This is a genomic window from Nocardia sp. PLKS1-43 (genome assembly GCF_059510335.1).
In genome coordinates this window covers 1-24445 of the sequence record NZ_JCAJZQ010000025.1, presented here as the reverse complement: position 1 = coordinate 24445, position 24445 = coordinate 1, and the positions used below count along the sequence as shown (strand labels likewise).

At 68.2% G+C, this 24445-nt stretch carries 27 protein-coding genes; 13 read left to right on the top strand and 14 right to left on the bottom strand.

Going from position 1 to position 24445, the window contains the following annotated elements; all coding sequences use genetic code 11:
* Nucleotides 1-1384: 1384 nt before the first annotated feature.
* Both AC5WS7_RS39950 and AC5WS7_RS39945 read right to left on the bottom strand, forming a co-directional pair.
* Nucleotides 1385-1639 (bottom strand): WhiB family transcriptional regulator, encoded by a 255-nt coding sequence (locus AC5WS7_RS39950; RefSeq protein ID WP_040827274.1) that lies wholly within the window; start codon nucleotides 1637-1639, stop codon nucleotides 1385-1387.
* 231 nt (nucleotides 1640-1870) lie between these two features.
* A complete protein-coding gene (locus AC5WS7_RS39945; RefSeq protein WP_495959861.1) occupies nucleotides 1871-2830 on the bottom strand; it encodes a diacylglycerol/lipid kinase family protein in 960 nt (319 codons plus the stop codon).
* Nucleotides 2831-3015: 185 nt separating this feature from the next.
* Here AC5WS7_RS39945 and AC5WS7_RS39940 point away from each other — a divergent pair, with 185 nt between their 5' ends.
* Nucleotides 3016-3399 carry a hypothetical protein gene (locus AC5WS7_RS39940; protein WP_495959866.1) on the top strand — a complete coding sequence of 128 codons (384 nt, stop codon included), beginning with the start codon at nucleotides 3016-3018 and terminating at the stop codon, nucleotides 3397-3399.
* Nucleotides 3400-3402: 3 nt separating this feature from the next.
* Here the strand turns inward: AC5WS7_RS39940 and AC5WS7_RS39935 are convergent, their stop codons facing one another.
* The 6 genes from AC5WS7_RS39935 to cutA all read right to left on the bottom strand — a co-directional run bounded on the left by AC5WS7_RS39935 (nucleotide 3403) and on the right by cutA (nucleotide 7247).
* Nucleotides 3403-4011 carry a GNAT family N-acetyltransferase gene (locus AC5WS7_RS39935; RefSeq protein WP_495959860.1) on the bottom strand — a complete coding sequence of 203 codons (609 nt, stop codon included), beginning with the start codon at nucleotides 4009-4011 and terminating at the stop codon, nucleotides 3403-3405.
* Nucleotides 4012-4083: 72 nt separating this feature from the next.
* Entirely contained in the window at nucleotides 4084-5349 is a 1266-nt protein-coding gene (locus tag AC5WS7_RS39930; protein WP_495959859.1) for an RNA polymerase sigma factor, read from the bottom strand.
* 8 nt (nucleotides 5350-5357) lie between these two features.
* Entirely contained in the window at nucleotides 5358-5699 is a 342-nt protein-coding gene (locus tag AC5WS7_RS39925; protein ID WP_495959858.1) for a YciI family protein, read from the bottom strand.
* Between the two features lie 97 nt (nucleotides 5700-5796).
* On the bottom strand, nucleotides 5797-6273 hold the full coding sequence (locus AC5WS7_RS39920; RefSeq protein ID WP_495959857.1) for a GNAT family N-acetyltransferase: 477 nt from the start codon (nucleotides 6271-6273) through the stop codon (nucleotides 5797-5799).
* A complete protein-coding gene (locus AC5WS7_RS39915) occupies nucleotides 6270-6884 on the bottom strand; it encodes an acid phosphatase (protein WP_495959856.1) in 615 nt (204 codons plus the stop codon). The genes AC5WS7_RS39920 and AC5WS7_RS39915 overlap by 4 nt, the downstream gene beginning before the upstream one ends.
* A gap of 39 nt (nucleotides 6885-6923) precedes the next feature.
* Nucleotides 6924-7247, bottom strand: coding sequence for a divalent-cation tolerance protein CutA (cutA, locus tag AC5WS7_RS39910; RefSeq protein WP_495959855.1), 324 nt, complete (start codon nucleotides 7245-7247; stop codon nucleotides 6924-6926).
* A 312-nt stretch (nucleotides 7248-7559) separates the two neighbouring features.
* Here cutA and AC5WS7_RS39905 point away from each other — a divergent pair, with 312 nt between their 5' ends.
* The 3 genes from AC5WS7_RS39905 to AC5WS7_RS39895 all read left to right on the top strand — a co-directional run bounded on the left by AC5WS7_RS39905 (nucleotide 7560) and on the right by AC5WS7_RS39895 (nucleotide 9003).
* Nucleotides 7560-8006 carry a hypothetical protein gene (locus tag AC5WS7_RS39905; RefSeq protein ID WP_495959854.1) on the top strand — a complete coding sequence of 149 codons (447 nt, stop codon included), beginning with the start codon at nucleotides 7560-7562 and terminating at the stop codon, nucleotides 8004-8006.
* A 437-nt stretch (nucleotides 8007-8443) separates the two neighbouring features.
* The gene (locus tag AC5WS7_RS39900; RefSeq protein ID WP_495959853.1) at nucleotides 8444-8635 is read left to right on the top strand and encodes a hypothetical protein; all 192 of its coding nucleotides are present in this window, start codon (nucleotides 8444-8446) and stop codon (nucleotides 8633-8635) included.
* Nucleotides 8636-8811: 176 nt separating this feature from the next.
* On the top strand, nucleotides 8812-9003 hold the full coding sequence (locus AC5WS7_RS39895) for a hypothetical protein (protein ID WP_495959852.1): 192 nt from the start codon (nucleotides 8812-8814) through the stop codon (nucleotides 9001-9003).
* 49 nt (nucleotides 9004-9052) lie between these two features.
* Here AC5WS7_RS39895 and AC5WS7_RS39890 read toward each other — a convergent pair whose 3' ends face one another.
* Nucleotides 9053-9316, bottom strand: coding sequence for a hypothetical protein (locus AC5WS7_RS39890; RefSeq protein WP_495959851.1), 264 nt, complete (start codon nucleotides 9314-9316; stop codon nucleotides 9053-9055).
* Between the two features lie 142 nt (nucleotides 9317-9458).
* The gene (locus tag AC5WS7_RS39885) at nucleotides 9459-9884 is read right to left on the bottom strand and encodes a MarR family winged helix-turn-helix transcriptional regulator (RefSeq protein WP_495959850.1); all 426 of its coding nucleotides are present in this window, start codon (nucleotides 9882-9884) and stop codon (nucleotides 9459-9461) included.
* Nucleotides 9885-9922: 38 nt separating this feature from the next.
* Here AC5WS7_RS39885 and AC5WS7_RS39880 point away from each other — a divergent pair, with 38 nt between their 5' ends.
* Nucleotides 9923-10609, top strand: a complete 687-nt coding sequence (locus AC5WS7_RS39880) for a class I SAM-dependent methyltransferase (RefSeq protein WP_495959849.1) — start codon at nucleotides 9923-9925, stop codon at nucleotides 10607-10609.
* Between the two features lie 281 nt (nucleotides 10610-10890).
* Here AC5WS7_RS39880 and AC5WS7_RS39875 read toward each other — a convergent pair whose 3' ends face one another.
* Nucleotides 10891-12111 (bottom strand): Rv3212 family protein, encoded by a 1221-nt coding sequence (locus AC5WS7_RS39875; RefSeq protein ID WP_495959848.1) that lies wholly within the window; start codon nucleotides 12109-12111, stop codon nucleotides 10891-10893.
* Nucleotides 12112-12477: 366 nt separating this feature from the next.
* Entirely contained in the window at nucleotides 12478-14235 is a 1758-nt protein-coding gene (locus AC5WS7_RS39870) for a DEAD/DEAH box helicase (RefSeq protein ID WP_495959865.1), read from the bottom strand.
* 440 nt (nucleotides 14236-14675) lie between these two features.
* On the opposite strand from AC5WS7_RS39870, the gene AC5WS7_RS39865 reads away from it, so the two are divergent.
* The 3 genes from AC5WS7_RS39865 (at nucleotide 14676) to AC5WS7_RS39855 (ending at nucleotide 16905) form a co-directional block, all read left to right on the top strand.
* On the top strand, nucleotides 14676-15737 hold the full coding sequence (locus AC5WS7_RS39865) for an alpha/beta fold hydrolase (RefSeq protein WP_495959847.1): 1062 nt from the start codon (nucleotides 14676-14678) through the stop codon (nucleotides 15735-15737).
* 74 nt (nucleotides 15738-15811) lie between these two features.
* A complete protein-coding gene (locus tag AC5WS7_RS39860; protein WP_495959846.1) occupies nucleotides 15812-16510 on the top strand; it encodes a ferritin-like fold-containing protein in 699 nt (232 codons plus the stop codon).
* Nucleotides 16511-16677: 167 nt separating this feature from the next.
* Nucleotides 16678-16905 carry a DUF3107 domain-containing protein gene (locus tag AC5WS7_RS39855; RefSeq protein WP_495959845.1) on the top strand — a complete coding sequence of 76 codons (228 nt, stop codon included), beginning with the start codon at nucleotides 16678-16680 and terminating at the stop codon, nucleotides 16903-16905.
* A gap of 64 nt (nucleotides 16906-16969) precedes the next feature.
* Here AC5WS7_RS39855 and fasR read toward each other — a convergent pair whose 3' ends face one another.
* Complete coding sequence (gene fasR / locus AC5WS7_RS39850) at nucleotides 16970-17635, bottom strand: HTH-type transcriptional activator FasR (protein ID WP_495959844.1); 666 nt, start codon at nucleotides 17633-17635, stop codon at nucleotides 16970-16972.
* Between the two features lie 379 nt (nucleotides 17636-18014).
* Here fasR and AC5WS7_RS39845 point away from each other — a divergent pair, with 379 nt between their 5' ends.
* The 3 genes from AC5WS7_RS39845 (at nucleotide 18015) to AC5WS7_RS39835 (ending at nucleotide 21476) form a co-directional block, all read left to right on the top strand.
* Complete coding sequence (locus AC5WS7_RS39845) at nucleotides 18015-18983, top strand: DUF3152 domain-containing protein (protein ID WP_495959864.1); 969 nt, start codon at nucleotides 18015-18017, stop codon at nucleotides 18981-18983.
* A gap of 87 nt (nucleotides 18984-19070) precedes the next feature.
* On the top strand, nucleotides 19071-20255 hold the full coding sequence (gene moeZ / locus AC5WS7_RS39840) for an adenylyltransferase/sulfurtransferase MoeZ (protein WP_495959843.1): 1185 nt from the start codon (nucleotides 19071-19073) through the stop codon (nucleotides 20253-20255).
* Between the two features lie 369 nt (nucleotides 20256-20624).
* Nucleotides 20625-21476, top strand: coding sequence for a TIGR02569 family protein (locus AC5WS7_RS39835; RefSeq protein ID WP_495959842.1), 852 nt, complete (start codon nucleotides 20625-20627; stop codon nucleotides 21474-21476).
* Nucleotides 21477-21563: 87 nt separating this feature from the next.
* Here the strand turns inward: AC5WS7_RS39835 and AC5WS7_RS39830 are convergent, their stop codons facing one another.
* On the bottom strand, nucleotides 21564-22232 hold the full coding sequence (locus AC5WS7_RS39830) for a FadR/GntR family transcriptional regulator (RefSeq protein ID WP_495959841.1): 669 nt from the start codon (nucleotides 22230-22232) through the stop codon (nucleotides 21564-21566).
* A 165-nt stretch (nucleotides 22233-22397) separates the two neighbouring features.
* On the opposite strand from AC5WS7_RS39830, the gene AC5WS7_RS39825 reads away from it, so the two are divergent.
* The gene (locus tag AC5WS7_RS39825) at nucleotides 22398-23642 is read left to right on the top strand and encodes an MFS transporter (protein ID WP_495959863.1); all 1245 of its coding nucleotides are present in this window, start codon (nucleotides 22398-22400) and stop codon (nucleotides 23640-23642) included.
* A gap of 237 nt (nucleotides 23643-23879) precedes the next feature.
* Nucleotides 23880-24445: FAD-dependent oxidoreductase (locus tag AC5WS7_RS39820; RefSeq protein WP_495959862.1), on the top strand; the 566-nt coding region annotated here is incomplete at its 3' end.

Here is a 24445-nt window from a genome sequence, read left to right as displayed (position 1 = left end):
TCGGCCTTCGGCCATGCGCTTCGAGGGCTGAACGACGAGCCCGCGCCGAAAACCTTTGCGGTTGGTGTTTCTGAACCTTTCGCTTCGCGGGCGACTCCCAGCCCGACGGAGACGCTTCGCCGCTGGGCACGTTGACCTTTCGCCTCGCTCCGCATTGGTGAGTTTCTGATGTGGCGTGTGTGGGACTGGGGGTGTTGGGGGGTGCTGGGCTGTCCACTTCGTGGGTGGTTGCGGCGGGATGGAGACGCTTCGCCGCTGGGCGCGTGGGCTTTTGCCTCGCCTCGCTTCGCATCGGGTGGGTCTCGGTGTGGCTCGTGTCGAACTTCGGGTGTTGGCGTGCTGAGGGTTCGTTTCGGGGGTGGTTCCGGCGGGTGTGGGGACGCTTCGCCGTTGAGGGCGGCGGGTATCGCCTGGCTTCGCATCGGCGCGGCCCGTGCCGGAAGGTTCGAGGTGTTGTCGAGCCGTTGAGTTCGCGGGCTGCTTCGAGGCGGACGGGGGCGGTTCGCTGTTGAGCGCGTTTGCTTTTGCCTCGCTTCGCTTCGGTGGGCTATCAGCGGTAGCCCGTTTCGCGGTTGGCTTCGGCTTCCAGACAGAGGTGCTTCGCTGCTGGAAAGCGTTGGTGTGGCTTGTTTCGTCACGGTGCTGCCGCCGCCGGAGCCTCGGAGGCTTCGTTGGCTTGGCTGAAACATTCAGCGGGGCGTGGGCGCTTCGCCGAAGGTGCGTTGGTCTTCGGCTCGCTCGGCTTCGGTGCGCGGTCGGCTGCGTCGAAAACCATTGGCGCTACTTGACCGATGGGTTCGGCGGCGTACACAGACGTACCGGCGGACCCGTCGCGAGGTCGGCATGCGGGATGGGGGTGCGCGCCTACCTCGTCACCGGCAGACGGCAGTGTCGGGCCGACTTCGGTACCGGTGTCGCCGGGTGCGGCCGGGGTGGTGTGGTCGCCCCGGTGCCGGGTGTGTCGGGCACGTCGCGCGGTTGCTCGGCGTGCGCTTGCGGCGTTTACCGGGCATTTCGCGTTTACGGGACTTGGCGTGCGGGTGCATAGCGCGAGCATTTCCGCTGGTGCATTGGATTGCTGCCCGGAATTTCCGTCGGGTCCTTTTGTGCGACACGGTATCTGTCATTCCGGTGCATACCGCGGTCGAAATGTGCGGATTGGACTGTGCCGCCGTGACCGGCGAATGTGACGCGGGCGACGGATATGCCGGCGCCGCCACGGGAGTAGCGGCTCGGCCGGGATCCGCCGGTAAGTGCTGTCCGGACCGGCGATATCGGCCTCGGAGACAATGAAGCCCGGCACCTCACGGGTGCCGGGCTGAAGTGGGTTACGTGCCGGGGGCTGCTGCGAGCGTTCGCGGTGGCCGTAACGCCGACCGTCGTACTAGACGACGGCCCGGGTGCGTGTCCGCGCATTACGACGCTTGAGCGCGCGCCGCTCGTCTTCGCTCATACCGCCCCATACGCCGGCGTCCTGCCCGGACTGAAGGGCCCAGGACAGGCAGTCAGCAGTGACGGGGCAGCGGGCGCAGACCAGCTTGGCATCGGCAATCTGCGCGAGCGCAGGACCGCTGTTACCCACCGGGAAGAACAGCTCGGGGTCCTCATCGCGACAGATGGCCTTGTGGCGCCAGTCCATTCCTCTGCTCCTTTGCTGGGCGCCGCAAGGCGCCGTGAGTTTGTGGTTCGTTCACTTGTGCGACTCGAATGTTTCCGCACGGTTGCTTGTGAATGCTTTCACGAACACCGTAGATGTCAATAGCTTTGTGGTGCACCGTGGGGAAGCTCACGCCTAAGACCCCGCTAACGGGGACTGCGGGGTCCTTTCTACCCGCTCGAGTCGGTTTTCGCAGCACAACTGGGAGGTTTCTCAGTTGTGTCGGCTCACACCCGGCTGCGGCGCGACCACATCGAGGACCTGCGGCACCGCCGTGAAATCCACCACGTTGCGGCGGCCGATGAAATCGCCATCGATTTGCAAACCGATGGGCGTGTCGGCCTCGATCCGCACCGATGGGACGTCGTCGTCCCGAAACAAGCTGCGGGCCTGCGGGTTTCCGTCGGCGGCCAACAACTGCCGGGTGATCAGCAGAGTCGGCAATACCCCCATCGTCCGCATGGCAAACACTCCGAGACCCGTTTCGAACGCGGTGCCCGGATTGGTGTGTACCGGGGTGGAATCCAGATATGTCCACGGAGTCGTGTTCGTCACGAACGCGTAATAGACCTCACGGACCGGTTCGCGCCCGGGAATGTGCACTGTCACCGACGGTTCGGCCCGCCGGTGGCGGAAGAACTCCCGCACGGTCGTGCGGACGTAGCGGGCCGGAGTCGCCGCGTGTCCCTTGGCGCGGCTCGCGTCGATCGCCTCGCAGACGTCGGCGTCCAGGCCCACGCCCGAGGTGAAGGTGAACCAGCGATCATCGGCCAGCCCCAAGCCGATCCGGCGATCCTTGTTCAGCGACACCAGATCGATCAGCTGGTTGGTCGCCGCGACCGGATCGGGTTTGATGCCCAGCGAGCGCGCGAACACATTGGCCGACCCGCCCGGAATGACACCCAGGCGCGGTTTCCAGGCCTGGCCGTCGTCGATCTGCGGCAGCGGCAGGAATCCGTTGATCGTCTCGTTGACCGTGCCGTCACCGCCGTGCACGACGATCAGGTCCATCTCGTTGGTCGCCGCCCACTGCGCGAGTTCGGCGGCGTGGCCGCGATGCTGGGTATGCGCGACGGTCAGCTGGGTCCGGCTTTCCAGCGCATGGGCCAGCAGATCGCGGGTGGCCGATGTGGTGGAGGTGGCATTCGGATTCACGATCAGCAACGTCCGCACGCGACGAGCCTACTGACCGCCGGTCCGAAATCCGTGCCCCGGCCGTGCGTCCGGTCGGATTCCCTGGTCGTGGTCCGTCTCGGCCGGGTCGTAGGCTTGGGCGCGTGGCGAAGCAGAACTCGGACGGGCACGACGACGACCCGGCCGTCGGGCAGGGCGACGCGCGAGCGCAGGCGCCGGGGACGGTGCGCGTCGCGGGCGTGCTGGCGGCGCTGGAGGGCGCGGTCGGCGTGATCGTCGCGATCGTGCTGGTCGTGCGTGGTTTGTCGGGTGCGGATCAGAGCAAGGTGAGTGCGTACGGGACCGCGGCGTGGTTCCTGATCCTGGGCGGCGCGGTGCTCGCGGCCGGGATCGGGTTGTTTCTCGGACGTCGCTGGGGCCGGGCGATCGCGGTGATCGCGCAGATTCTGCTGCTGCCGGTGTCCTGGTACATGATCGAAGGCCATCAGCCGCAGTTCGGCATCCCGCTGGGCCTGGTCGCGCTGGCCGGACTGGCGTTGCTGTTCGCGCCGCCGTCCTCGCGCTGGATGGCGCAGGGGTACGACTCCTCGATCGGCTCGGCGGACTGACCCTCAGCGCGGGGTGCGCCACATCGGCCACATCGGCGGCCCGCCGTCGGTGACGTTCAGTTCGCCGGTGAGTTCGTAGCCGAAACGCTCGTAGTAGCCGATGTTCTCCGGCTTGCTCGACTCCAGGTACGCGGGACAGGCGGTTTCGTCGCAGTGCGCCAGGCGCGGGGCGAGCAGGGCGTGGCCGAAACCGCGTCCGCGGGCGTCGGGATGGGTGCCGACGAACGCCAGATACCAGTGCGGTTCGGTGGGGTGCTGCCGGGTCATCTGCTCGGCCATCTCGCCGGCCGCCCGCAGCCGCCCCCGGAACGCGCGCGCGATTCCGGGCAGCATGCGCAGTTGCGTGGTTCCGGAGGTCTGCCAGCCGCTCGGCGGCGCCCACACCGCCGCCCCGAGCATCCGGCCGGACTCGTCGAACGCCGCGTCCACGCCGCCGCCGGGCAGGAACTGGTGCCGGACCATGGTGGCGAACATGTATCCCGCCCGCCGGATCCGGGCGGCCGGATCCGGAATCAGCCAGCCGATGATCGGATCGTCGGCGAATGCGGCCCCCAGGACGCGTGCCAGTTCGGGCACGTCCGACGCGGTCGCCGGGCGAACGGTGATCGTCATCCGTTCACGATAGGGCCGCGCCGCGCAATGCCGCGGTAACGGCCCCTGAACGCCTCGTGGGCGCATTCTCGGTCACTCGCCCAGCTCAGCCGCGCGGGCGACGAGGAAGGTGCGCTCGGCGGCGTTCTCGGTGAGCAGGAGCGCCTCCTCGTAGGCCAGCCGCGCCTCGCGGGTGCGGCCCAGTGCCGCCAGGAAGTGCGCGCGGGCGGCGGGCAGGTAGCCGTATCCCGCCAGTTGCGGTTCGGTGGCCAACTCCGCCAGCGCGGCCAGTCCCGCCGCGGGTCCCTCGGCCATCCCGACGGCCACCGCGCGGTTCAGCGCCACGACCGGTGAGGGCCATACCTGGACGAGTACGTCGTACAGTCCGGCGATCTCGGGCCAGTCGGTATCCGCGTAACCCGCCGCCTCTGCGTGCACCGCGGCGATGGCGGCCTGCAGCGCATACCGGCCCGGATTGCCGTTCAGCGCGGTACGCACCAGCGTGATGCCCTCGGCGATCTGTCCGCGATCCCAGCGGGTCCGGTCCTGTTCGGACAGCCGGAGCATCGTCCCGTCCGGTCCGACGCGCGCCGCGCGACGGGCGTCGGTGAGCAGGACGAGTGCCAGAAGCCCTGTCACATCAGGGTTTTCGGGCAGCAGGGCATGCAGCATGCGGGCCAGGTCGGTGGCCCGTTCGGTCAGGTCGCGCCGGATCAGTTCCGCGCCCGCGGGTGCGGTGTGCCCGGTGGTGAACAGCAGATGGACCACCGCGAGCACCGCGTCGATGCGGTCGGGGAGTTCGGCCGGGCCCGGCACCCGATAGGGGATCCGGGCCGCGGCGATCTTCTTCTTGGCGCGGGTGATGCGGGCGGCCATGGTCGGCTCGGCGACCAGGAAGGCGCGGGCGACCTCGGCGGTGCTCAAGCCGCAGACCAATCGCAGCGTCAAGGCCACCTGCGCCTCGAGGGACAGGGCAGGATGGCAGCAGGTGCAGATCAGCCGCAATCGGTCGTCCGGGATCTGCGTCAATTCCGTGATCGCGGAATCGGCGACGTCCTCGGTGTGGTCGTCCTCGACCAGCAGCGGCAGCGTCCGGCGCATCGTCGAGTGGTGGCGCAGCAGATCCAGCGCCCGGTTGCGCGCCACCGTCGTGAGCCAGGCGGTCGGACGCGCCGGGACTCCGTGTCGTGTCCAGTGCCCGAGGGCCCGGGCGTAGGCGTCCTGCACGCACTCCTCGGCCAGATCCAGGTCCCTGGTGATCCGGACGGTCGTCGCGAGGACGAAGGCCCACTCACGCCGATGCGCCTCGGCCACCGCCGCCGCGACATCGGCGTGCGGTGTGCGCGGCGGTTCACCCACTCGGCGGCTCAGCTCAGTACGAGCAGGGGGCGCACCTCGACGCCGCCCTCGGCCATCGGAACCTGCTTCGCGACCTCGAGCGCGGCGTCCAGGTCGTTCGCTTCGATCAGGTAGTAGCCGCCGAGTTGCTCCTTGGTCTCGGCGAACGGCCCGTCGGTGACGGTGAACCCGCCCGCACCATCGGGACGGATGCTGGTGGCGCTGTGGCTGTGCTCGAGTGCGTTACCGCCGCGCAGCGCCGACTGGTTGGCCTGCTGGAATTCCTGGTGGCTGCGCATCATCGGGCTGCCGGCCGCCGGCTCGGACAGCTGACGTTCGTCCTGGTAGATCAGAACCAGATATTGCGACATGGTGATCGTCCTTCGAACAGTGTGGCCCGCCTTTCGGACCATTCAACTCTTCGACGGACGACCTCCGGCCGAATCGACAACGCCGCGAGAAAAACTTTCAGCGCGCGGCGAGCCGGGTGAGCGCCTCGCCGGTCAGCCGGTAACCGGTCCACTCGTCCTGGGCCCGCGCGCCCAGGGCTTCGTAGAACTCGATCGAGGGGGTGTTCCAGTCCAGCACCGACCAGTCCACGCGGCGGTAGCCGTTGGCGACGGCCTCGCGGGCGAGTGCGGCGAGCAGAGCCTTGCCCAGGCCCAGACCGCGCGCCTCGGGTTTGACGAACAGGTCCTCGAGGTAGATCCCGTGGGTGCCGGTCCAGGTGCTGTAGTTCAGGAACCAGATCGCGCAGCCCAGCACCTCGCCGCCCGAATCACGTTGCGCCACATGGGCGAACACCTTGGGATCGGGGCCGAACAGGGAGGCGTGCAGTTGCTCGTCGGTGAGGGCGCACTCGTGCCGGGACTTCTCGTATTCGGCCAGGTCGTAGACGAGGCCGACCAGTGCCGGCACGTCCTCGGGGGTGGCGCGGCGGATCATCGGGCCTGCTCCGTGTTCGGGACGAGATTGTGCGCGAGAATCGTGCGCGTGCCGTGCTCATGCCCCAACACGCTGATCCCGGCGGTGGACAGATAGAACCGGCGCGCCTCGCACACCTCGAATTCGGCCCACCGCGCGAGGAGGCATCGCGAGAAATGCCCGTGTCCAACCAGCACGACATCGCGCACCTGCAGTTCCGGCGCCACCTTCGCCAGCACTCGATCGGCCCGCGCCTGCACCTGCGCGGCCGATTCACCCCCGGGCACCGGATCGGTGAAGATCGTCCAGCCCGGTACGGACTCGCGGATCTGCGGCGTGGTCAGCCCCTCGTAGTCGCCGTAATCCCACTCCACCAGGTCGTCGTCGATCCGCGCATCCGCCAGCCCGGCCAGCGCGGCGGTGCGCACCGCACGCTGCCGCGGGCTGCACAACACCAGCGGATCGTCCCCCAGCCCGAGCCCATCGAGCACTGCCCGAGCCCCTCTGGCCTGCTGTTCCCCGGCCGCGGTCAGCGCGATATCGGTCCGCCCCGTGTGCTTGTGCGCCTTGGACCACTCGGTTTCCCCGTGCCGCAGCACCACCAACCGGAACTGTCTCGCGGAACCACTCATGGGCTCGATCATGCCGGACCGGGCGGGGCGACGCGTGCCTCACCCGGTGGAGTCCAGGACCCAGCGGCGGTAGCCGGGGTGGACGCCGGTGACCGGGACGGCCAGCACCTGGGGAGTGTCGTAGGGGTGGTCCCGGTCGGCGCGGGCGATGATCGCGGGGACCAATGCGGCTCGGGTGTGCAGGACGACCAGGGCCTCCGTGTCGTCTTGGATCTCGCCCGCCCAGCTGTAGATGGATCGGATCGCGGGAATGAGGTTGCCGCACGCGGCAAGTCGGTCGCCCACCAGTGCGCGGGTGAATTCCGCCAGCCAGTCCGCGTCGTCCGCGGTGATCGTGACGCTCACCAGCTCTTCGTCGGCCATGCCTGTGGATATCCTTCGGTTTCGGTCGAGGTGCCGATCGGTCGCGCGGTCTGTTCGCTCGAATCGTTACCACGAGGGTATCGGGCGACATAACATCTGACATCGAAGTCTGTTCAGACGTGTAGGTCTCGTGAAATCTCGCGAAGGTTGGGGTGCCGAGGTGGACAGATGCGTGGGGATCTGCGAGTTCGGCTGTGCAGCGCCGGTGATCGGCGTGTGCGGGGATGGCTGCGTCACGGATGTGCTGCGGGTGCGACGTTCCGGGCGCGGTGTGCCGGGACGCGTCCTCCCGTACGACCCGGATTCCGCGCCATGACCGCGGGAGATGTTGTGACGCCGCAGGATTGGGCCGCGTCCTACCGGTCGCTGTTCGGCCTGCCCCGAGTGCACGTCACCGCGCCGGGCTTCGTCGTCCTGCCGCTGACCGACACCATCGCGGCGGTCAATACCCCTGAGCCGCTGGGCGTTTCGATCCTGGACGAACTGGTCGGCCGCGGCATCCCCGGTCCTGTGCTGGTGCGCGCCCGCCCGCCCCGGCGCACCTTCCTGGTGGTCGCCGACCGGCACCCGAGTCCCGACCACCTGGCCCGCCTGGAACGCCGCGGTATCGATATCGGCCCCCATCGCGGAAATGTCGTGCTGCCCACCGGTTTCGGCCGCCACACTCCCGAGGGCCGCTGGTGGGCGCGCCCACCCCGGCGCGACGAATCCCTCCCCCTGCTGTCCGAATTCGTCTCGGCTGCCATTGCCGTCCTGTAGCCACCTGCGGCCATCTGCCTACCGGTTGGTACCTGCAGAGCCGAATCCATTGCGCCACTAAGACGTTCATCGTGGCCGATGTCCGCATCGACGCCGAGGGGGTGATGGCAGCCACGCTCGGTTCGGACGCGGAACGTCGGCGCCTGCGCGCAACAGGCGCCGGCCCAGCCGGGGCCATATCGGCAAGGCGACGGAAGGTGTTGTGCGGCTAGTTGATCGAGCGCAGACATGGCTGGCATCTGCTGATTCGGGACGGCATCGGCAGGCCGAGGATCGAGCGGATGTGCCGCTGAGCGGTCCCGCAGGGGTGTTCGTCCTGGTCTTCGGCGCCCCGCCACTCGATGACAAGGCGTCGAGGTGGGTGACGGGCGGCAGAAGATCTGCGCCGGTGGGCTGCAATGTCGGACGCCGGCATCCGTATCGTCGGACGAGGAGAGATGCTGCGGGAAGCGGAAGCGGCCGCGGTGCCGTTGCGGTGTGACGCTGCTGCGCCGGGCGGTGTGGCGATCACCGGCGAGTGCGATGGCAGCGCCGCCGGGGGTGGCCATGCGGAACTGGTGGCCGAACAGCATTTCGTGGCGGTGACCCGAGCGCGCGGTCACGTCCGGTTGGGAATCGTCGAGAAGTGAGCGAAAAGCCTTGCCTCGCCGACGGTTCGCCGGTGTGCGCGAGGATGACGCGGGTCGGTCGCGAGTGGTACGCGGGTGATGCGGGAATCATCCTGCGGGGCGATGTGCCGCGAATGTGCTGTCCGGCAGGCTGAACGTCCGGGGGTCGGGGTTCTTCGGCTGGACAGGAGGGTGTCATGGGATTCCTCGAGGGACGTCGGCGACGTCGCGAGGCGCGGGAGGAGAAGGTCAGGACCGCGGCCTACGAGAAGGCAGTGCGTGCGGGCGCGTCGCAGGAGGATGCGAACGCCTCGGCCGAGCAGGCGGTACAGCGTGCTCGCCGTCGTCGTCGCCTGCTCATCATCTCGGCGGGAGGCGGCGCGCACTGAGAACGCCCCCCGGTTCCGGCGTTCGGCCGGAACCGGGGATGCGGGGTATTCACCAGGCGCGGCAGCGCTGGTCGTGGTGCCCGTCTCGATCGTGCTCGTTGTTGTGCCAGTTGCCGTGCCGGTCGCAGTGCCAGTCGTTGCGGAACGGATCCCGGGGGTCGTGCCAGCCGGGGCGGTTGAATCCGCCCCAGTTGTCGTCCTGGTGCGACGGCGTCTGATACGGCGGGTTGGCGGCGGCCGAACCGATGACCGGCCCGGCGAGCAGCGCGCCCGCGGCGATGACGACGAACGATGCGGACAATGTCCTCTTCATTTTGGCCTCTCGTTGAGGAGTGGGTCCCGACCTCGGATGCCATTGCATGCCCTGCCGGTCCGGGACGCAACGACTTGGCGCCGATACACAGCAGACTCATATCCGGCACAGAGGGAACTCCCGGATCCGTACTTCGTGCCGGTCAGCCGACCGCGGCGAGCAGACGACGAAGTTCGTGACGATCGCCGGCGCCGAGTTTGGCGAGTACGTGGGATTCGGCCGCGAGCACCAACGGGTCCAGTCGCTCCAGCAGGGCCACGCCCTCCCGCGACAGCGTGGCGGGCAGCGAGCGGCCCGCCGGCACCGAGGCCGGGCGCGTCACCAGACCCCGGTCCTGCAGCTCGCGGATCACCTTGTTCATCGCCTGCGGTGAGACCGTGGCGTCACGGGCCAGCTGCGCATTCGATCGACCGGGGTATTGGGACAGCAGACGCAGGCAGAGATATTGCGGGAACGTGAGTTCCAGCGGATCCAGTGCGGTCGCCACCACTTCGGAGCGCAACGCCGCGGCAACCCGGTACAGAAGGTAACCGAGAGGCCTTTCCTCGAGACCTTCCATGTCAACCATATTGACACATATCAACTAGGTTGACATAGAATGGGGTGATGACGAGCACATCGAATGACGCGATGTTCGAATCCGCCTACCGTGGTGAGGCCCCCGAGATGGGGCAGGGAAATCGGCCGCCGTGGAGTATCGGCGAGCCGCAACCCGAGATCGCCGCTCTCATCGACGCCGGCAAATTCCACGGCGAAGTCCTCGACGCCGGATGTGGCGAGGCCGCGACCTCGCTGTATCTCGCCGAACGGGGTTTCACCACCGTCGGCCTGGACCAGTCACCCACCGCGATCGACCTCGCCCGCGCCGCGGCCGCCGAGCGCGGTCTGACCACCACCAGCTTCGAGGTCGCCGATATCAGCTCGTTCACCGGCTACGACGGCCGGTTCGGCACCATCGTCGACAGCACCCTGTTCCACTCGATGCCGGTGGAACTGCGCAAGGGCTATCAGGAGTCTATCGTGCGCGCCGCCGCGCCGGGCGCCTCCTATTTCGTCCTCGTCTTCGACCGCGCGGTGCAACTCCCGGGGCCGATCAACGCCGTGAGCGAGGACGAGTTGCGCGAGGTCGTCGGCGCGTACTGGACCATCGACGAGATTCGCCCTGCCCGTATCCACGCGAACATCCCGGACAACGTTCCCGCCTTCCCCGCCTTCACCGGAGGCGAGATCAGGGACGAGGGCCCGGGCCGCAAGTCGGTCCCGGCCTGGCTGCTCACGGCTCACCTGGGCTGACCGGAGCGCCCATCCGGCACAACGAGTTTCGAGCGCCCGCGGGCCGACTCACCGTCGGCGCGCGGGCGTTTTCTGCTTCAGGGGCGTCCGGGCGAGGTTCGCCGGGGCTGTGATCGTCGGAAAAACGGCACGCCGGTATCGCCTGGCAGCCGGGCCTGACTCCGGCAGGTGCATTGCCCGGAAATGATTACGGCGCAACGGTTTCGGATGTCGAGTTCGGCCGAGCCTTGGCGGACCATCGGAAGCGCGCCGGCGGATAACCGCTCGTGCGCGTCCGGCAGTTACCGGCCGATACCGTAGACGCGACCGTCCCGCTGTTCCAGGAGCGTATTGCCGACAACGGCGAGCGAAATCGGGCCGTTGTGATAGTCGCTGCGCTGCAGAGGGATTCGAGTGACTTCCGCGCCGGTCTCGGGATCGAGCGCGGCGATCGCGCCGTCGACCGGGACGAGGATCCGGCCGGCCATGAGAACGGGGGAGCCGAGCGCGTCCGGGGCGGTCCAGAGCGGGTCGAATGTCGTGGCATTCAACGCGATCACGCTGTTGCCGGAGAAGACCAGTACGGCCGAGCCGATCCGGGTGGCGGTCGCGGTCGGCGGGAGCGGGGCGTTCAGGCGCTCCACCGACAGCAGGTTCGCGGTGCCGTCGAAGATCGCCAATTCCGGTGCGGTGGTGCCGGTTCCGGGCAGATACAGCAGAATTCGGTTGTCCGACACCGCGAGCACCTGTGCGCCGGCCACGTTCGCGCCGGGCTCGGTCAGCACGTGCGAGCCGTACTCCTCGGGCACGGTGCTGTCCTTCGGGGCCGGATTGAGCACACTCAGCCGGTCCGCGCCGTCGCCGGGGCAGTGTTCGAGCACCGCCAGACGGCTGCTGCTGGAGACCGAGGACAGCAGGGTGCACCCCGATCGAGGCTGGGTTTTGATGTTCACCGGAGCGTCCACATAGCCGTATTCGAGCGTGCGCACCAGATCCGAACGCCATATCTCGAGCCGGTCCGAACCCTGGGCGAGGAAATAGGTGCCGTCCGCGGTCAACGTGATCGCGTGGTCCATATAGCTGCTGCGCGCGGTGCGCCGGGCGCCGGTGTCGGCCGAGAGCATCGTGGTCTGGCTGCAGCCGCGCTGATCGCGATAGGTGCCCACGACGGTGCCGTACTGCGCCTCCACCCCGCACAGCGGCATATCGCGCTGGTATTTCCACACTTGCTTACCGGTCACCGGGTCGTATCCGGTGACGGTGCCGCCGTCACCGGCGACCGCCACGCCGGCCGCGGTCAACGCCCGGCGCGCGGCCCCGTCGGGAGCGTGCCACAACTCGTGCAGGGATTGCGGCAGCTGGTCGGCGGCGACGGGCTGCTCGGCGGCATGGGCGGCGGGCTCGGAAATGGTGCCGCGCGCATCGCTGATCCACCACACGACGGCCACCGCGATCACCACCACGACGGCGATCGCGACTGCGGCAAGGAGATCGGCGCGCGTCCGCCGCTCAGGTGCGAGCACGTCAGCGAGCGTAGTCGATCCGCCGCGGCCGCCCGATGGTGACGTCGCGGCGCACGGCACGACCGCCCGGATTCTCCTTCGGCGGCTGCGCGTTTCGGCCGTCCTGGTCAACGCGGTGACGGTGCGGGCCGTGCGGCGACGGTCCGCGGCCGGTGGCAGGTGTGCTGCCCGGAGACGTGCGGTGCGTGGCTACGTGTGCGGTCGTGCCGTGCCGCGACGGCACGTGCGTTCGCTGATCGTGCTTGCCTGTCCGGAGCCGGCGCTCGAGCTGCCGCGCGGGCGCGCGCACCGTGCGCTGCCCGGACACACCGAGGGCCCGTACCTGTCGGGCAGGTACGGGCCCTCGGCCGCGGGGTATCGCTGCGCTCAGGCCGTCGCGGAGACGCGCGCGTCGGCGGACTCGGTGGAATCCGCGTTGGCGGGCCTGCGGCGGCGACGACGGCGCCGGGCCGGTTTATCGGCCTGATCGTCCGATTCGGATTCGGCGGCCGGTTCGCCGGACGAGTCCGCCGAGTCCGCCGACTCCGACGACGTGTTCTGCGCCTCGTTCTCGCCGCTGTCGCCCGAACCGGAGGACCGGCGACGGCGACGGCGCCGCGCGGGCTTGGCGGCATCGTCCGGCTCGGTCGGATCCTGTACTTCCGCAGACGAATTCGCGGACTCGTCACCGGCTTCGGTTGCCACCTCGGCACTTTCGATGCCATCGATCGGCTGACCGCCCCGGGTGCGGCGACGGTTGCGCTTGCGCGGGCTGCGCGCGGTGCGCTCGACCACGACCGCGTCCTCGTCGCGTTCCACCTTGCGGCGCAACGTGCCCGTCACGCCCTCGGGAATGTCCAGGTCCGAAAACAGGTGCGGGGAGCGGGAATACGTCTCCACCGGCTCCGGAATTCCCAGTCCCAGTGCGGAATCGATGGCGGACCAGCGGTTCAGTTCGTCCCAGTCCACCAGGGTGACCGCGACGCCGGTGCGGCCCGCCCGACCGGTGCGGCCGATCCGGTGCACGTAGGTCTTCTCGTCCTCGGGGCACTGGTAGTTGATGACGTGGGTGACGTCGTCGATATCGATGCCGCGGGCGGCGACGTCGGTGGCGACCAGTACATCGATCCTGCCCTTGCGGAACTTGTCCAGCGCCTTCTCGCGCTGCACCTGGCCCAGATCGCCGTGTACCGCGCCGACGGCGAATCCGCGCTCGGCCAGGTCGTCGGAGACCTTCTGGGCGGTCCGCTTGGTGCGGGTGAAGATCATGGTCGCGCCGCGTCCGGACGCCTGCAGCACGCGGGCCACCAGCTCGCTCTTGTCCAGCGCGTGCGCCCGGTAGACGAACTGCGCCGTGCGGTCGTGCACCGCCGAATCGTGCGGCTCCTCGGCCCGGATATGGGTCGGCTTGTGCAGGAACGTGCGCGCCAGGGTGATGATCGGGCCCGGCATGGTCGCCGAGAACAGCATCGTCTGCCGTTTGTCCGGCACCATGTTCAGGATGCGCTCGATATCGGGCAGGAAGCCGAGATCGAGCATCTCGTCGGCCTCGTCGAGCACCAGCACGCCGACCTTGCCCAGGATCAGATGCTGCTGTTCGGCCAGATCCAGCAGGCGGCCGGGCGTGCCGACGACCACGTCGACACCCGCGCGCAGCGCTTCGATCTGGGTTTCGTACGGGCGGCCGCCGTAGATCGAGGTGACCTTCAACGGGCCTTGGTGATTGGTCAGATATTTGCTCGCATTCTCCAGATCCTGGGTGACCTGGATGCACAATTCCCGGGTCGGCACGATGACCAGTGCGCGTGGTGTGCCGTCCAGGGCGGTGGTGCCCGAATCGCCGCTGGAAATGCGGTGCAGCAGTGGTACGCCGAATCCGAAGGTCTTACCCATACCGGTGCGCGCCTGGCCGATCAGGTCTTCACCGGCCAGTGCGAGCGGCAGGGTGAGTTCCTGGATTGCGAAAGTACGTTCGATTCCGATCTCGGCGAGTGCGCGGACGATTTCCTCGCGAACTCCCAATTCGGTGAATGTGGGGGCGGTGTGTGTGGGGTCGAGCTCCGCTGTCAGCAGCGTATCGCTCAACCCGGGTTCCTGTTCCACGGTGATCTTGCTCAGGTTCTTGCCTTCCTCGCGGTATCGCATCTCGCGCGCACGAGGTGTGGGGCGGACCCGGTGGTCCGCTCTCGGCCACTTATCCGGCGGTGTGTCCCACCTCGGCCGCTGCGGGATGCCGGTGACGGCATCAACCTGGCGCGGCGCATCGGTGTTGCGGATCTGTGCGCGCACATTTTCCATTGGGCTGCGGTACTTCTGCTCGGTCGTGCGCGAGTCGAAATTTCCGTTGCCCACGCCGATTGTAGCGTTATATCTTCCGCCGCCCGAGATGCGCCGTGGTAAATGCGTGTTCGGGTCGCCGCGAAGTTCGCCGGAAATATTGTCCGATCACGTGGCGTGCGGTGTGGCACAGGATAATTCACGAATCGCGCGAAATTCACGTGGCGCCGCGCCGAACGGGCGCCGGTCCGGGAGAGTGGCCTATCCCACATATGTGTGACGCGGTGTCACACGATATCTTGAAGCCTGTGAGTTTGGCAGACACCGTGACCCTCGCCGCGCGCAACGCCTGGGCGCTGACCCTCGGCGACGGGATCGAGCAGCCCGCGCCGACGCCGTACACGGTGCTGTGGGACCAACCGCATCGACGGCTGCAGCGTTTCGAGCGCACCGGTGGAACGGGCGCGCCCGATACGGGTTCCGCGGTGCTGCTCGTCCCGCCGCTGGCCGCCCCGGCCAGCTGTTTCGATCTGCGGCCCGATCAGAGTCTGGCGCGCTTCCTGCTCGAGGGCGGGCATCGCCCGTACCTGGTCGACTACGGCGAGATCACCTTCGCGGACCGGCGGATGGGCTTCGAGGACTGGATCGACGACATCCTGCCCGAGGCGATCCGGCGCGTGTCCGCCGATCGTGACGGTGCGCCGGTGGATCTGGTGGGCTGGTCGCTGGGCGGTGTGCTCGCGCTGCTCACCGCGGCCGCCGACGTGGCCCTGCCGGTTCGCTCGATCACCGCGATCGGCGCGCCGCTGGACTACGACCGGGTGCCGTTCGTGCCGCAGGTGCGTGCGCTTGCCCGGTTGACCGGCGGGATCGGCGCCTCCACGCTCGTGCGGCTGGCGGGCGGCGTCCCCGCGCCGCTGACCCGGCTGGCCTACCGCGCGACGTCCTGGGAACGCGAGTTGCGGCGTCCGCTGTTCGTCGCCACGCACCTGGCCGACGCCGCCACGCTCGGGCGGATGCAGACCATCGATCGCTTCCAGGCCGGTATGCCCGGATATCCGGGACGGCTCTACAACCAGCTGTGGGGTCGCTGCATGCTGGCCAACGACCTCGGCCGGGGCGAATTCCGGCTCGGCGAGCGGCGGATCGCGCTGTCCGAGGTGACCGCGCCGGTGCTGCTGGTGGGCGGTCCCGACGACGTGATCACCCCGGCCGCCGCCGTCGAACACGGCACTCGCACCCTCACCGGCGCCGCCGAGGTCCGCTTCGAGACCGCGCCGGGCAGCCATCTCGGGATCCTCGCCGGTCCGGCCGCGCGCACATCGACCTGGATATACCTGGAGAAGTTCCTCGTGGACGCCGGATCGTGAGCGGTGGGGCACGACACCGTGAAATCGCGGTGACCTGCCCACGATTGCGGCGATCGCGATACTAGGGTGTAGGTATGGGAGCAAACCCGCCTGCCGCGCTGGATGATTCGACCGAATCCACTGTTCGCATTCCCGCCGATCACCCCGGCGTCACCGACCTGTTCGCCGTACTCGCCTACGGCGAGATCTCGGCGTTCTATCGGCTGGCCGAGGAGGCGAAGCTGTCGCCCTCGCTGCGGGGCAAGGTGGCCGTCGCCACGATGGCCGCCGCCGAGATGGATCACTTCGAGACGTTGAACCGGGCTCTGGCCGATCGCGGGGTCGAGGTGTTCGACGCGATGGCGCCGTTCGTGCGCGCGCTGGACGCCTATCACAATTCGACCGACCCTTCGACGTGGCTCGAGTCGATGGTGAAGTTCTACGTCGGCGACGGTATCGCCGCGGACTTCTACACCGTGCTGGCCAGCGCGCTGGCCCCGGAGGTCGCCGCGGTCGTGCGCGATGTGCTGGCCGAGACGGACCATTCGCAGTTCGTCGTGGAGGAGGTCCGCCGCGCGGTCGAGGAGAGCCGTTCCGAGCGCGACCGGCTGATGCTGTGGGGTCGCAGGCTGCTCGGCGAGGCGATCACCCAGGCGCAGTGGGTGATGGCCCAGCGCGACGAGCTGACCGAACTGGTTCTCGCGGCCACCGGCGATCTGAACGGCGTGGCCGCGCTGTTCGAGCACATGCAGAACTCCCACGCCGAACGCATGCGGGTGCTTGGTCTAGGATGAAATCCCAGCGTAACAACTGATTTCGCACGTACATCGGTAACTCGCCGGGTACGTCCACAAGGTAACCTGGCACCCGACCGTCGGCCCGAAGCGGGCGCTTCACGCGCTCAACGGCACGCTGAAGGCTCGGAAGAGGCGGGGGAGCCAAGCATTCAAGGAGGTTGGCCGTGGAGGTCAAGATCGGTATCTCGGATAGCCCGCGTGAACTCGTGATCAGCAGTTCGCAGACCCCGGAAGAGGTCGAGGCGCTGGTTTCCGGTGCGCTGACCGGCAAGGACGGCGTGGTATCGCTGACCGACGACAAGGGCCGCAAGTACCTGATCCAGGCGGCCAAGGTGGCCTACGTGGAGATCGGCACCGCCGCCACCGGTCGCGTGGGCTTCGCCGCGGTCTAGAAGTTACGAATTCGGGCCCCGGGCGATATATCGCCCGGGGCCCGAACTCGTATGTCCTGTGCCGCTAGGCGGTGGGCCGGGTCGGCACGTGCTTCAGGCCACCCCAGCACAGCGAGACGGTGGTGTCGACGGCCTCTTCCTTCGGGATGGGGCGGTCGGCCTCGAGCCAGTAGCGGGCGGTGATCTGACTGGCGCCGACCAGGCCGACGGCCAGGATGCGGGCGCGGTACGGGTCCAGGCCGGAGTCGTGGGCGACCAGGTCGAACACCGCGTCCACGCATGCCTCGGTGGCCTGCTCGACCCGGCGCTGCACCTGCGGCTCACTGGTCAGATCGGATTCGAAGACCAGGCGGAAGCCCTGGGTGTCGTGGTCGACGAAGTCGAAGTACGCCGCGACCGCGGCGCGCACGCGCTGCTTGTTGTCGGTGGTGGAGCGCAGCGCCTGGCGCACACTCGACACCAGCGCGTCGATGTAGTTCTGCAACACCGCCAGATACAGTTCCAGCTTACTCGAGAAGTGCTGGTAGAGAACGGGTTTGGAGACACCCGCGCACTGGGAGATCTCGTCCATGCCGGCCGCGTGATATCCGCGTAGCACGAAGACCTCGCTCGCCGCCGCGAGTAGTTGCGCCCGGCGGGCGTCGCGGGGCAGGCGCGTTCCACGCTTGTTCGGCACCATGGTCTCGGACGACAGTCGAGACGACGTCATCCGGTCCACGAGGTCTGTCATTTCGGCATCTCCCAATCGATTCCCGGCGGAAAGGTGAGCACGGGTATCCCCCGAACGATACTCGCTCCAATTGTCCCGCGCTGGGCTCGGGCCAACTCGGAGCTCGGTACGCGCAGCCGATCCCGGTAGCTATTGGCAACTTGTCAGTAAATGGTCTTCGTAAGCAATCTCGCACAGTGGTGAGATATCTCGCAACCGATCCGCTCTTCCCGGTCCTGCACAGCGCGCGTCGCGGTTGTGAGAGTCTGATGTCGTGACCGACCACCAGGACGGATCATTCGACGGCAGTGCCGAGCGGGGCCGTGTCGGCACGGTAGGGGCCGATCCGGATGTCGCGGACGATGCGGATCTTTACGGCGCGGATCGTGATCGGCAACCATTGCGAGCGCAGTGGGATCCGACGAATTCTCCGGAGCGCAATTCCCGGCAATGGGAGGCCGGTGGGATATCGGCCGATGCGTCCCGGTCCGCGCGCGCGAACGGCAAACGCGCCGCCGCGCGCCGCTTCGTCTGCACGTACGGCTGGCGTGCCTACGCGCTGCCGGTGTTGGTCGTGGTGACGGTGCTGGTCGTGGTGAACGCGCTGCGGGACAGCGGGAACTCCGGTGGGTCCGGACAACCCGGAGTCGGCCGGCTGAGTCCGCGGTCGGACCGGGGCGGCATCATCGGCGTACCGCCCAAGGGCGACGGGAAATTCGCGGCCGATCTGCCGACCGGCGCGCTGCCCGCCGGAGGGCCGTTCACCGAGGCGGGGTCGGGCGCCTGGCATATCGTGTCCGGTACATCGGCGAAGGTGGGCGCGGCGCAGGAGCATCTGTTCACCTACACCGTCGAGATCGAGGACGGGGTGGACACCGCCGGCTACGGCGGCGACGAATCGGTGGCGCACATGGTCGACGCGACGCTGGGCAATCCGAAGAGCTGGATTCACGACACCCGGTTCGGATTCCGCCGGATCGATTCGGGCGAACCGGATTTCCGCATCTCCGTGACCTCGCGCAAGACCACCGAGGCCGACTGCGGATTCGACATCCCGATAGATTCCTCCTGCTTCAACAGCAATCTGGGCCGGGTCATCCTCTCCGAGGTGCGCTGGGTGCGCGGCGCACCGGCCTTCGACGGCGATGTCGGCTCGTACCGGCAGTACCAGATCAATCACGAGGTCGGCCACGCCATCGGCTATCACGAACATCAGCCCTGCGCCGTCGACGGCGGCCTGGCCCCGGTGATGATGCAGCAGACCTTCGGCACCCGCAACAACGACATCGCCGCTCTCGACCCGCAGGGAGTGGTCCCCAAGGACGGCAAGACGTGCCGGTTCAATCCCTGGCCGTACCCCCGCGGGTGAGCCTGTACGGTGATCGCGGGGAAGAACGACCCGATTCGAGGTGTTGCACCATTCGACACTGCGAATTCGATGCGAGGAGTCCAGGACGTGTCATCACCGAAGCCCCTGCCGCCACTGGTCGAGCCGACCGGTGAGCTGAGCCGGGAGGAGGTTGCCCGCTACAGCCGCCACCTGATCATTCCGGATCTGGGTGTGGACGGGCAGAAACGGCTGCGCAACGCCAAGGTGCTGGTGATCGGCGCGGGCGGGCTGGGTTCTCCGGCGCTGCTCTACCTGGCCGCCGCCGGGGTCGGCACATTGGGCATCGTGGAATTCGACGAGGTCGATTCGTCGAATCTGCAGCGGCAGATCATTCACGGTGAATCCGATATCGGCCGCAGCAAGGCCGACAGCGCGCGCGATTCGATTCTGGAGATCAATTCCGGAATCAATGTGGTGCTGCACAAGTTCCGGCTCGACAACGACAACGCGGTCGAGCTGTTCTCCCAATACGACCTGATCGTGGACGGCACCGACAATTTCGCCACTCGCTACCTGGTCAACGACGCCGCGGTACTGGCCCACAAGCCGTATGTCTGGGGTTCGATCTACCGGTTCGAGGGCCAGGTGTCGGTGTTCTGGGAGGACGCTCCCGACGGCCGCGGCATCAACTACCGCGACCTGTACCCCGAGGCTCCGCCGCCGGGGATGGTCCCCTCCTGCGCCGAGGGCGGCGTGCTGGGCGTGCTGTGCGCGTCGATCGGCTCGATCATGGTCACCGAGGCGATCAAGCTGATCACCGGCATCGGCGATCCGCTGCTGGGCCGCCTGATGGTGTACGACGCACTCGATATGAACTACCGCACCATCAAGCTGCGGCGCGATCCCGAACGTCAGCCGATCACCGAACTGATCGACTACGACGCGTTCTGCGGGGTGGTGTCCGAGGAGGGCCAGGCCGCGGCCGCGGGCTCCACGATCACCGCGCGTGAGCTCAAGGACATGCTCGACGCCGGCAAGGACGTCGCCATCGTGGACGTGCGCGAGCCCGTCGAGTGGGACATCGTCCGGATCGACGGCGCCAAGCTGATTCCCAAGGACCGCATCCTGTCCGGCGAGGCACTGTCCGAACTGCCGCAGAACCGCCCGATCGTGCTGCACTGCAAGACCGGCATCCGATCGGCCGAGGCACTGGCGGCCCTGAAGCAGGCCGGATTCGCCGACGCCACCCACTTGCAGGGCGGAATCATCGCCTGGGCCAAGCAGATCGACCCGTCGCTGCCGGTCTACTAGGTCCACTCCCTTCCGCGTTTTCCGGGGAAGAGTGGTTCCAGTGACGGCGTCTGGGGTTCCAGTGTCGGCGTCTGGCAGACGGGCGAGCCGGCCGGAAGGGTGGGCGCCTGTGCTCACGAGCCTCGCCGTGAATTCGGCGAGCTGCGAGGATCCGGCCTATTCGCCGCGGACCGGCGGTTGTGGTCCCGGCCGCCGACTCCGGATGTCCTTGTGCGATCGGTTGTCTCGTCGGTGGGAAGGTCTGTTTCGGTCAGCGCGGGCCGGCGACTCGGTGCGGTCCGATCTGTGGCTCTGACTGGGTGATCTCGACGCGGAAACTGCTCGGCGCGGCGTGCGAGGTGGTTCACTCGGCCGGAGTACGGTACGGCCGTGACTTCTGTGGAACCTCCCGAGCACGTGCGGGCCACATTCGGTCTTCGCGAGGTGACGCCGATCGCGTTGGGGGACTGGGACGGCGGCTGGCGGTGCGGGGATGTGGTGCTGTCACCGATCGCCGATCACGCCCGCGCGGCGTGGTCGGCGAACGTGCGCGAGACGTTGTCGGTGGACGGGCTGCGCCTGGCCCATCCGGTGCGCGCGACCGATGGACGGTACGTCGTATCCGGTTGGCGCGCCGACACATTCTTGGAGGGCACTCCCGAGCCCCGGCACGACGAGGTGGTGTCGGTATCGCTGCGGCTGCACCGCGCCACCGCCAAGCTCGAGCGGCCGCGCTTCCTGGCCCAGCAGCCCATCGCGCCGTGGATGGACGTGGACGTCTTCGTCGCCGCCGACCGCGCGGCCTGGGAGCCGGTGCCGCTGCGCAGCCTGAAGGCCGGCGGTATGGCGCCGGTGACCTCACCGGACGGGCAGCGCAGCCTGGAAATCCTGACCCAGCTGTCCACCCTGCGCAAACCGGTGCGATCGGAGCCCCAGCTGGTGCACGGCGATCTGTTCGGCACGGTGCTGTTCTCCGGCACCGCCACGCCGGGCCTGACCGATATCACCCCCTACTGGCGGCCCGCGTCGTGGGCCGCGGGGGTGATCGTGGTCGACGCGTTGTCCTGGGGCGGCGCGGACGAGGGCCTGCTGCATCGGTGGGCGGATCTGCCGGAGTGGCCGCAGATGATGTTGCGCGCGGTCATGTTCCGGCTCGCCGTGCACGCCCTGCACCCGCGCTCGACGCCCGAGGCGTTCCCGGGACTGGCTCATACCGCGGATATGGTCCGGCTGCTGCTCTGATTCCCGCACCCGGCTTCCCTGTAATCAATGAAAGCCGTTGCGGCACAACGCAAATGCCGGTACCGGCCGATGTCGTGCCGCGGGCCGTCAGCGACCCGGATATTCGGCGATGAGCGAGCCGAGGAAGCAGTTGGCCGCTCGCGCAGCGCGTTCGGAGTCGCCCGCGATCACCGCGTTCACCAGCTCGGCGTGTTCGGTGTGGTAGGAACCGCCGGATTTGGATGTGCGCCAACGGATTCCCTGTTCCATCACCGGCAGCAGCGAATCGTAGAACTCGAGATAGACCGCGTTGTGGCTGGCGACCACGATGCCGCGATGCAGTTGCACGTCGGCGTGGATGGCGCCGGGATCGTCGTCGTCCCAGGCCTTTCGGCGTTCGTCCAGCAGATGTCGCAGGGTGGCGATGTCGTTGTCGTCGCGGCGTTGCGCGGCCAGGCGCGCGGCCTGGGTGTCCAGGGCCTGACGCAGTTCGAGGATGTCGCGTTCCACCGCGTCGGCGAAGTACTTCGCCAGGGTGCCGCCGAGATCGGAGGTCGCGATCACGTAGGTGCCCGACCCCTGCCGACGTTCCAGCATTCCGGCGTGCACCAGCGCCTGCACCGCCTCGCGCACGGTGTTGCGACCGGTGCCGGTGAGTTCGGTCAGCTCCGGTTCGGTGGGTATGCGGGAACCGACGGGCCACCGGCCGGAACGAATCTCGGCACGAAGCTGGTCGGTCACCTGAGCGATGAGGCTGGTGCGCCGCACTTGTTGCACGCACAACAGAGTACCCCCGGGATATTCCATTGCCTCCCATCATCCGGTCATCCTATGATTTAGCCCGTGTCTCCGACTGCCCGCCTCGACAGCCCGTCCATCGCATCACCGGATGCGGATGTCCGCGTCACCGCCGAACGCCGGCGTTCCCTGCTGGAAGGGCGGCTGCTGGTCTTCGCGGCGATCATCGTCTCCGCGTTCACCCTGCGCCTGGCGGTAACTGCGTTCACCCCGCTCGCCGAGCGGATCGGCGCGGATATCGGCTATTCGACGACGGTCGTCGGCGTCTTCGGCATGATTCCGACCGTGATGTTCGCCGCCGGCGGTGTGCTCACTCCGCTTCTGGTGCGGCGGCTCGGGCTCGAGCGCACCGCGCTGGCGGCCATGCTGGCGGCCGCGGCCGGGCAGGCCGTGCGCGCGCTGGTTCCGGCGACCTGGGAGCTGCTGGTGTTCTCGGCGCTCGCGCTGGCCGGGATGGGTATCGGCAACGTCGTCGTACCGCCGCTGGTGAAGCGGTATTTCTCCGATCGGCTCGCAACGCTCAGCGCGCTGTATATCACCATGGTGCAGTTGGGTACCGTGCTGCCCGCCCTGATCGCGGTGCCGCTCGCCGACGCCGACGGCTGGCGGGTCTCGCTGGGCGTGTGGGCGTTGTTACCACTGGTCGCGGCGTTGCCGTGGCTGTGGGTGCTGCTGGATCGCCGTGGTCGCGACGTCGCGGTGCGCCCGGCGGGCCCGGAGGCGGCAGCGGAGCGTCACCACGCAGGGCCCTCGGAAGCACCGGAGTTCAACGTTGTCCGGACCGCGCTGCCCGAACCGGCTGCGACCGGTAAGGCGTGGAAGTCGCCGGTGGCGTGGGGGATGGCCGGAATGTTCGGCATGACCTCGCTGACCACCTACGCCATGTTCACCTGGCTGCCCAAGATCTTCACCGACACCGGGGCGAGTCCGGCCTTCGGCGGCACCATGGTCGCGGTGTTCTCGTTCATCGGACTGGCTGCGGCGTTGGCCGCGCCGAGTGTGACCGCCCGGGTGCGCAATCCGTTTCCGATCGTGATCGGTTGTGCGGTCTGCTATTTCGTGGCGTTCGCCGGATTGCTGTGGGCGCCGATGGGTGCGCCGGTGCTGTGGGTGCTGCTGCTGGGCCTGGGCCCCAGCACGTTCCCGATGTCGCTGACGCTGATCAATCTGCGCAGTCGCACCCAGGCCGGTTCGGCGGCGTTGTCCGGATTCAGCCAGGGCGTCGGATACACCGCCGCCTGCGTGGGGCCCCTGCTGTTCGGCGTGCTGCACACCATCACCGGCGGCTGGACCGCGCCGTTCGCGATGCTGTGCGTGGCCGTGCTGGTGATGCTGACCGGCGCCTGGCAGGCGTGCAAACCGCGGATGCTCGAGGACACCTGGGGCTGATTCGCCGGCTTGTGCAGGCGGGGTAGCCGCGTTTCGATGGCGCTGTGGCCGGGAACACCCCGGCCCGAACGCATTCGCGGCGGCCCGCCCGGTAGCAGGGCCGCGGACCGGTATCTCACGGGAAGATCGCCGCGCACGTGAGCAACCGTTGATTTGACGGTCATTTCGCGCAGCATCGCCGCAATACCCGTTTCCTACCGTGGGGTCATCCGGAATTCAGGAGGTTCCCCCGTGAGCATGCCGCGCATCCCTGCCCAGCGCACCGTTGTGGTCGTCGGCCATGGCATGGTCGGCCACCGCTTCGTCGAGGCGCTGCGGTCGCGTGATACCGAGAACCTGTGGCAGATCGTGGTGCTGGGCGAGGAATCGCGTGCCGCGTACGATCGCGTCGCCCTGTCCTCCTACGTGGGCGTATGGGACCCGGCGGCGCTGGCGCTGCCCGGTAACGAGTACGCCGGTGACGAACTGGTGGATCTGCGGCTGGGCGTGCGCGCCGAATCGATCGATCGCGCCGCGGGCAAGGTCTTCACCTCCGACGGCGATGCCATCGCCTACGACGCGGTGGTGCTGGCGACCGGCTCGTATCCGTTCGTGCCGCCGGTGCCGGGCCACGACCGGCCGGAATGTTTCGTCTACCGCACCATCGAGGATCTCGACGGCATCCGCGCCGCGGCGCAGGGCGCCGGGCCGGGTGCCGTGGGTGTCGTCGTCGGCGGTGGTCTGCTGGGACTCGAGGCGGCCAACGCGCTGCGCCTGATGGGAGTGACGCCGCATGTGGTCGAGTTCGCACCCCGGCTGATGCC

What these genes read in the sequence shown, in the direction of transcription:
- AC5WS7_RS39950 (WP_040827274.1), bottom strand. Translation starts at nt 1,639, where the DNA reads ATGGACTGGCGCCACAAGGCCATCTGTCGCGATGAGGACCCCGAGCTG.
- AC5WS7_RS39935 (WP_495959860.1), bottom strand. Translation starts at nt 4,011, where the DNA reads ATGACGATCACCGTTCGCCCGGCGACCGCGTCGGACGTGCCCGAACTG.
- AC5WS7_RS39925 (WP_495959858.1), bottom strand. Translation starts at nt 5,699, where the DNA reads ATGTCGCAATATCTGGTTCTGATCTACCAGGACGAACGTCAGCTGTCC.
- AC5WS7_RS39920 (WP_495959857.1), bottom strand. Translation starts at nt 6,273, where the DNA reads ATGATCCGCCGCGCCACCCCCGAGGACGTGCCGGCACTGGTCGGCCTC.
- AC5WS7_RS39915 (WP_495959856.1), bottom strand. Translation starts at nt 6,884, where the DNA reads ATGAGTGGTTCCGCGAGACAGTTCCGGTTGGTGGTGCTGCGGCACGGG.
- cutA (WP_495959855.1), bottom strand. Translation starts at nt 7,247, where the DNA reads ATGGCCGACGAAGAGCTGGTGAGCGTCACGATCACCGCGGACGACGCG.
- AC5WS7_RS39905 (WP_495959854.1), top strand. Translation starts at nt 7,560, where the DNA reads ATGACCGCGGGAGATGTTGTGACGCCGCAGGATTGGGCCGCGTCCTAC.
- AC5WS7_RS39900 (WP_495959853.1), top strand. Translation starts at nt 8,444, where the DNA reads ATGCTGCGGGAAGCGGAAGCGGCCGCGGTGCCGTTGCGGTGTGACGCT.
- AC5WS7_RS39895 (WP_495959852.1), top strand. Translation starts at nt 8,812, where the DNA reads ATGGGATTCCTCGAGGGACGTCGGCGACGTCGCGAGGCGCGGGAGGAG.
- AC5WS7_RS39890 (WP_495959851.1), bottom strand. Translation starts at nt 9,316, where the DNA reads ATGAAGAGGACATTGTCCGCATCGTTCGTCGTCATCGCCGCGGGCGCG.
- AC5WS7_RS39885 (WP_495959850.1), bottom strand. Translation starts at nt 9,884, where the DNA reads ATGGTTGACATGGAAGGTCTCGAGGAAAGGCCTCTCGGTTACCTTCTG.
- AC5WS7_RS39880 (WP_495959849.1), top strand. Translation starts at nt 9,923, where the DNA reads ATGACGAGCACATCGAATGACGCGATGTTCGAATCCGCCTACCGTGGT.
- AC5WS7_RS39870 (WP_495959865.1), bottom strand. Translation starts at nt 14,235, where the DNA reads ATGCGATACCGCGAGGAAGGCAAGAACCTGAGCAAGATCACCGTGGAA.
- AC5WS7_RS39860 (WP_495959846.1), top strand. Translation starts at nt 15,812, where the DNA reads ATGGGAGCAAACCCGCCTGCCGCGCTGGATGATTCGACCGAATCCACT.
- fasR (WP_495959844.1), bottom strand. Translation starts at nt 17,635, where the DNA reads ATGACAGACCTCGTGGACCGGATGACGTCGTCTCGACTGTCGTCCGAG.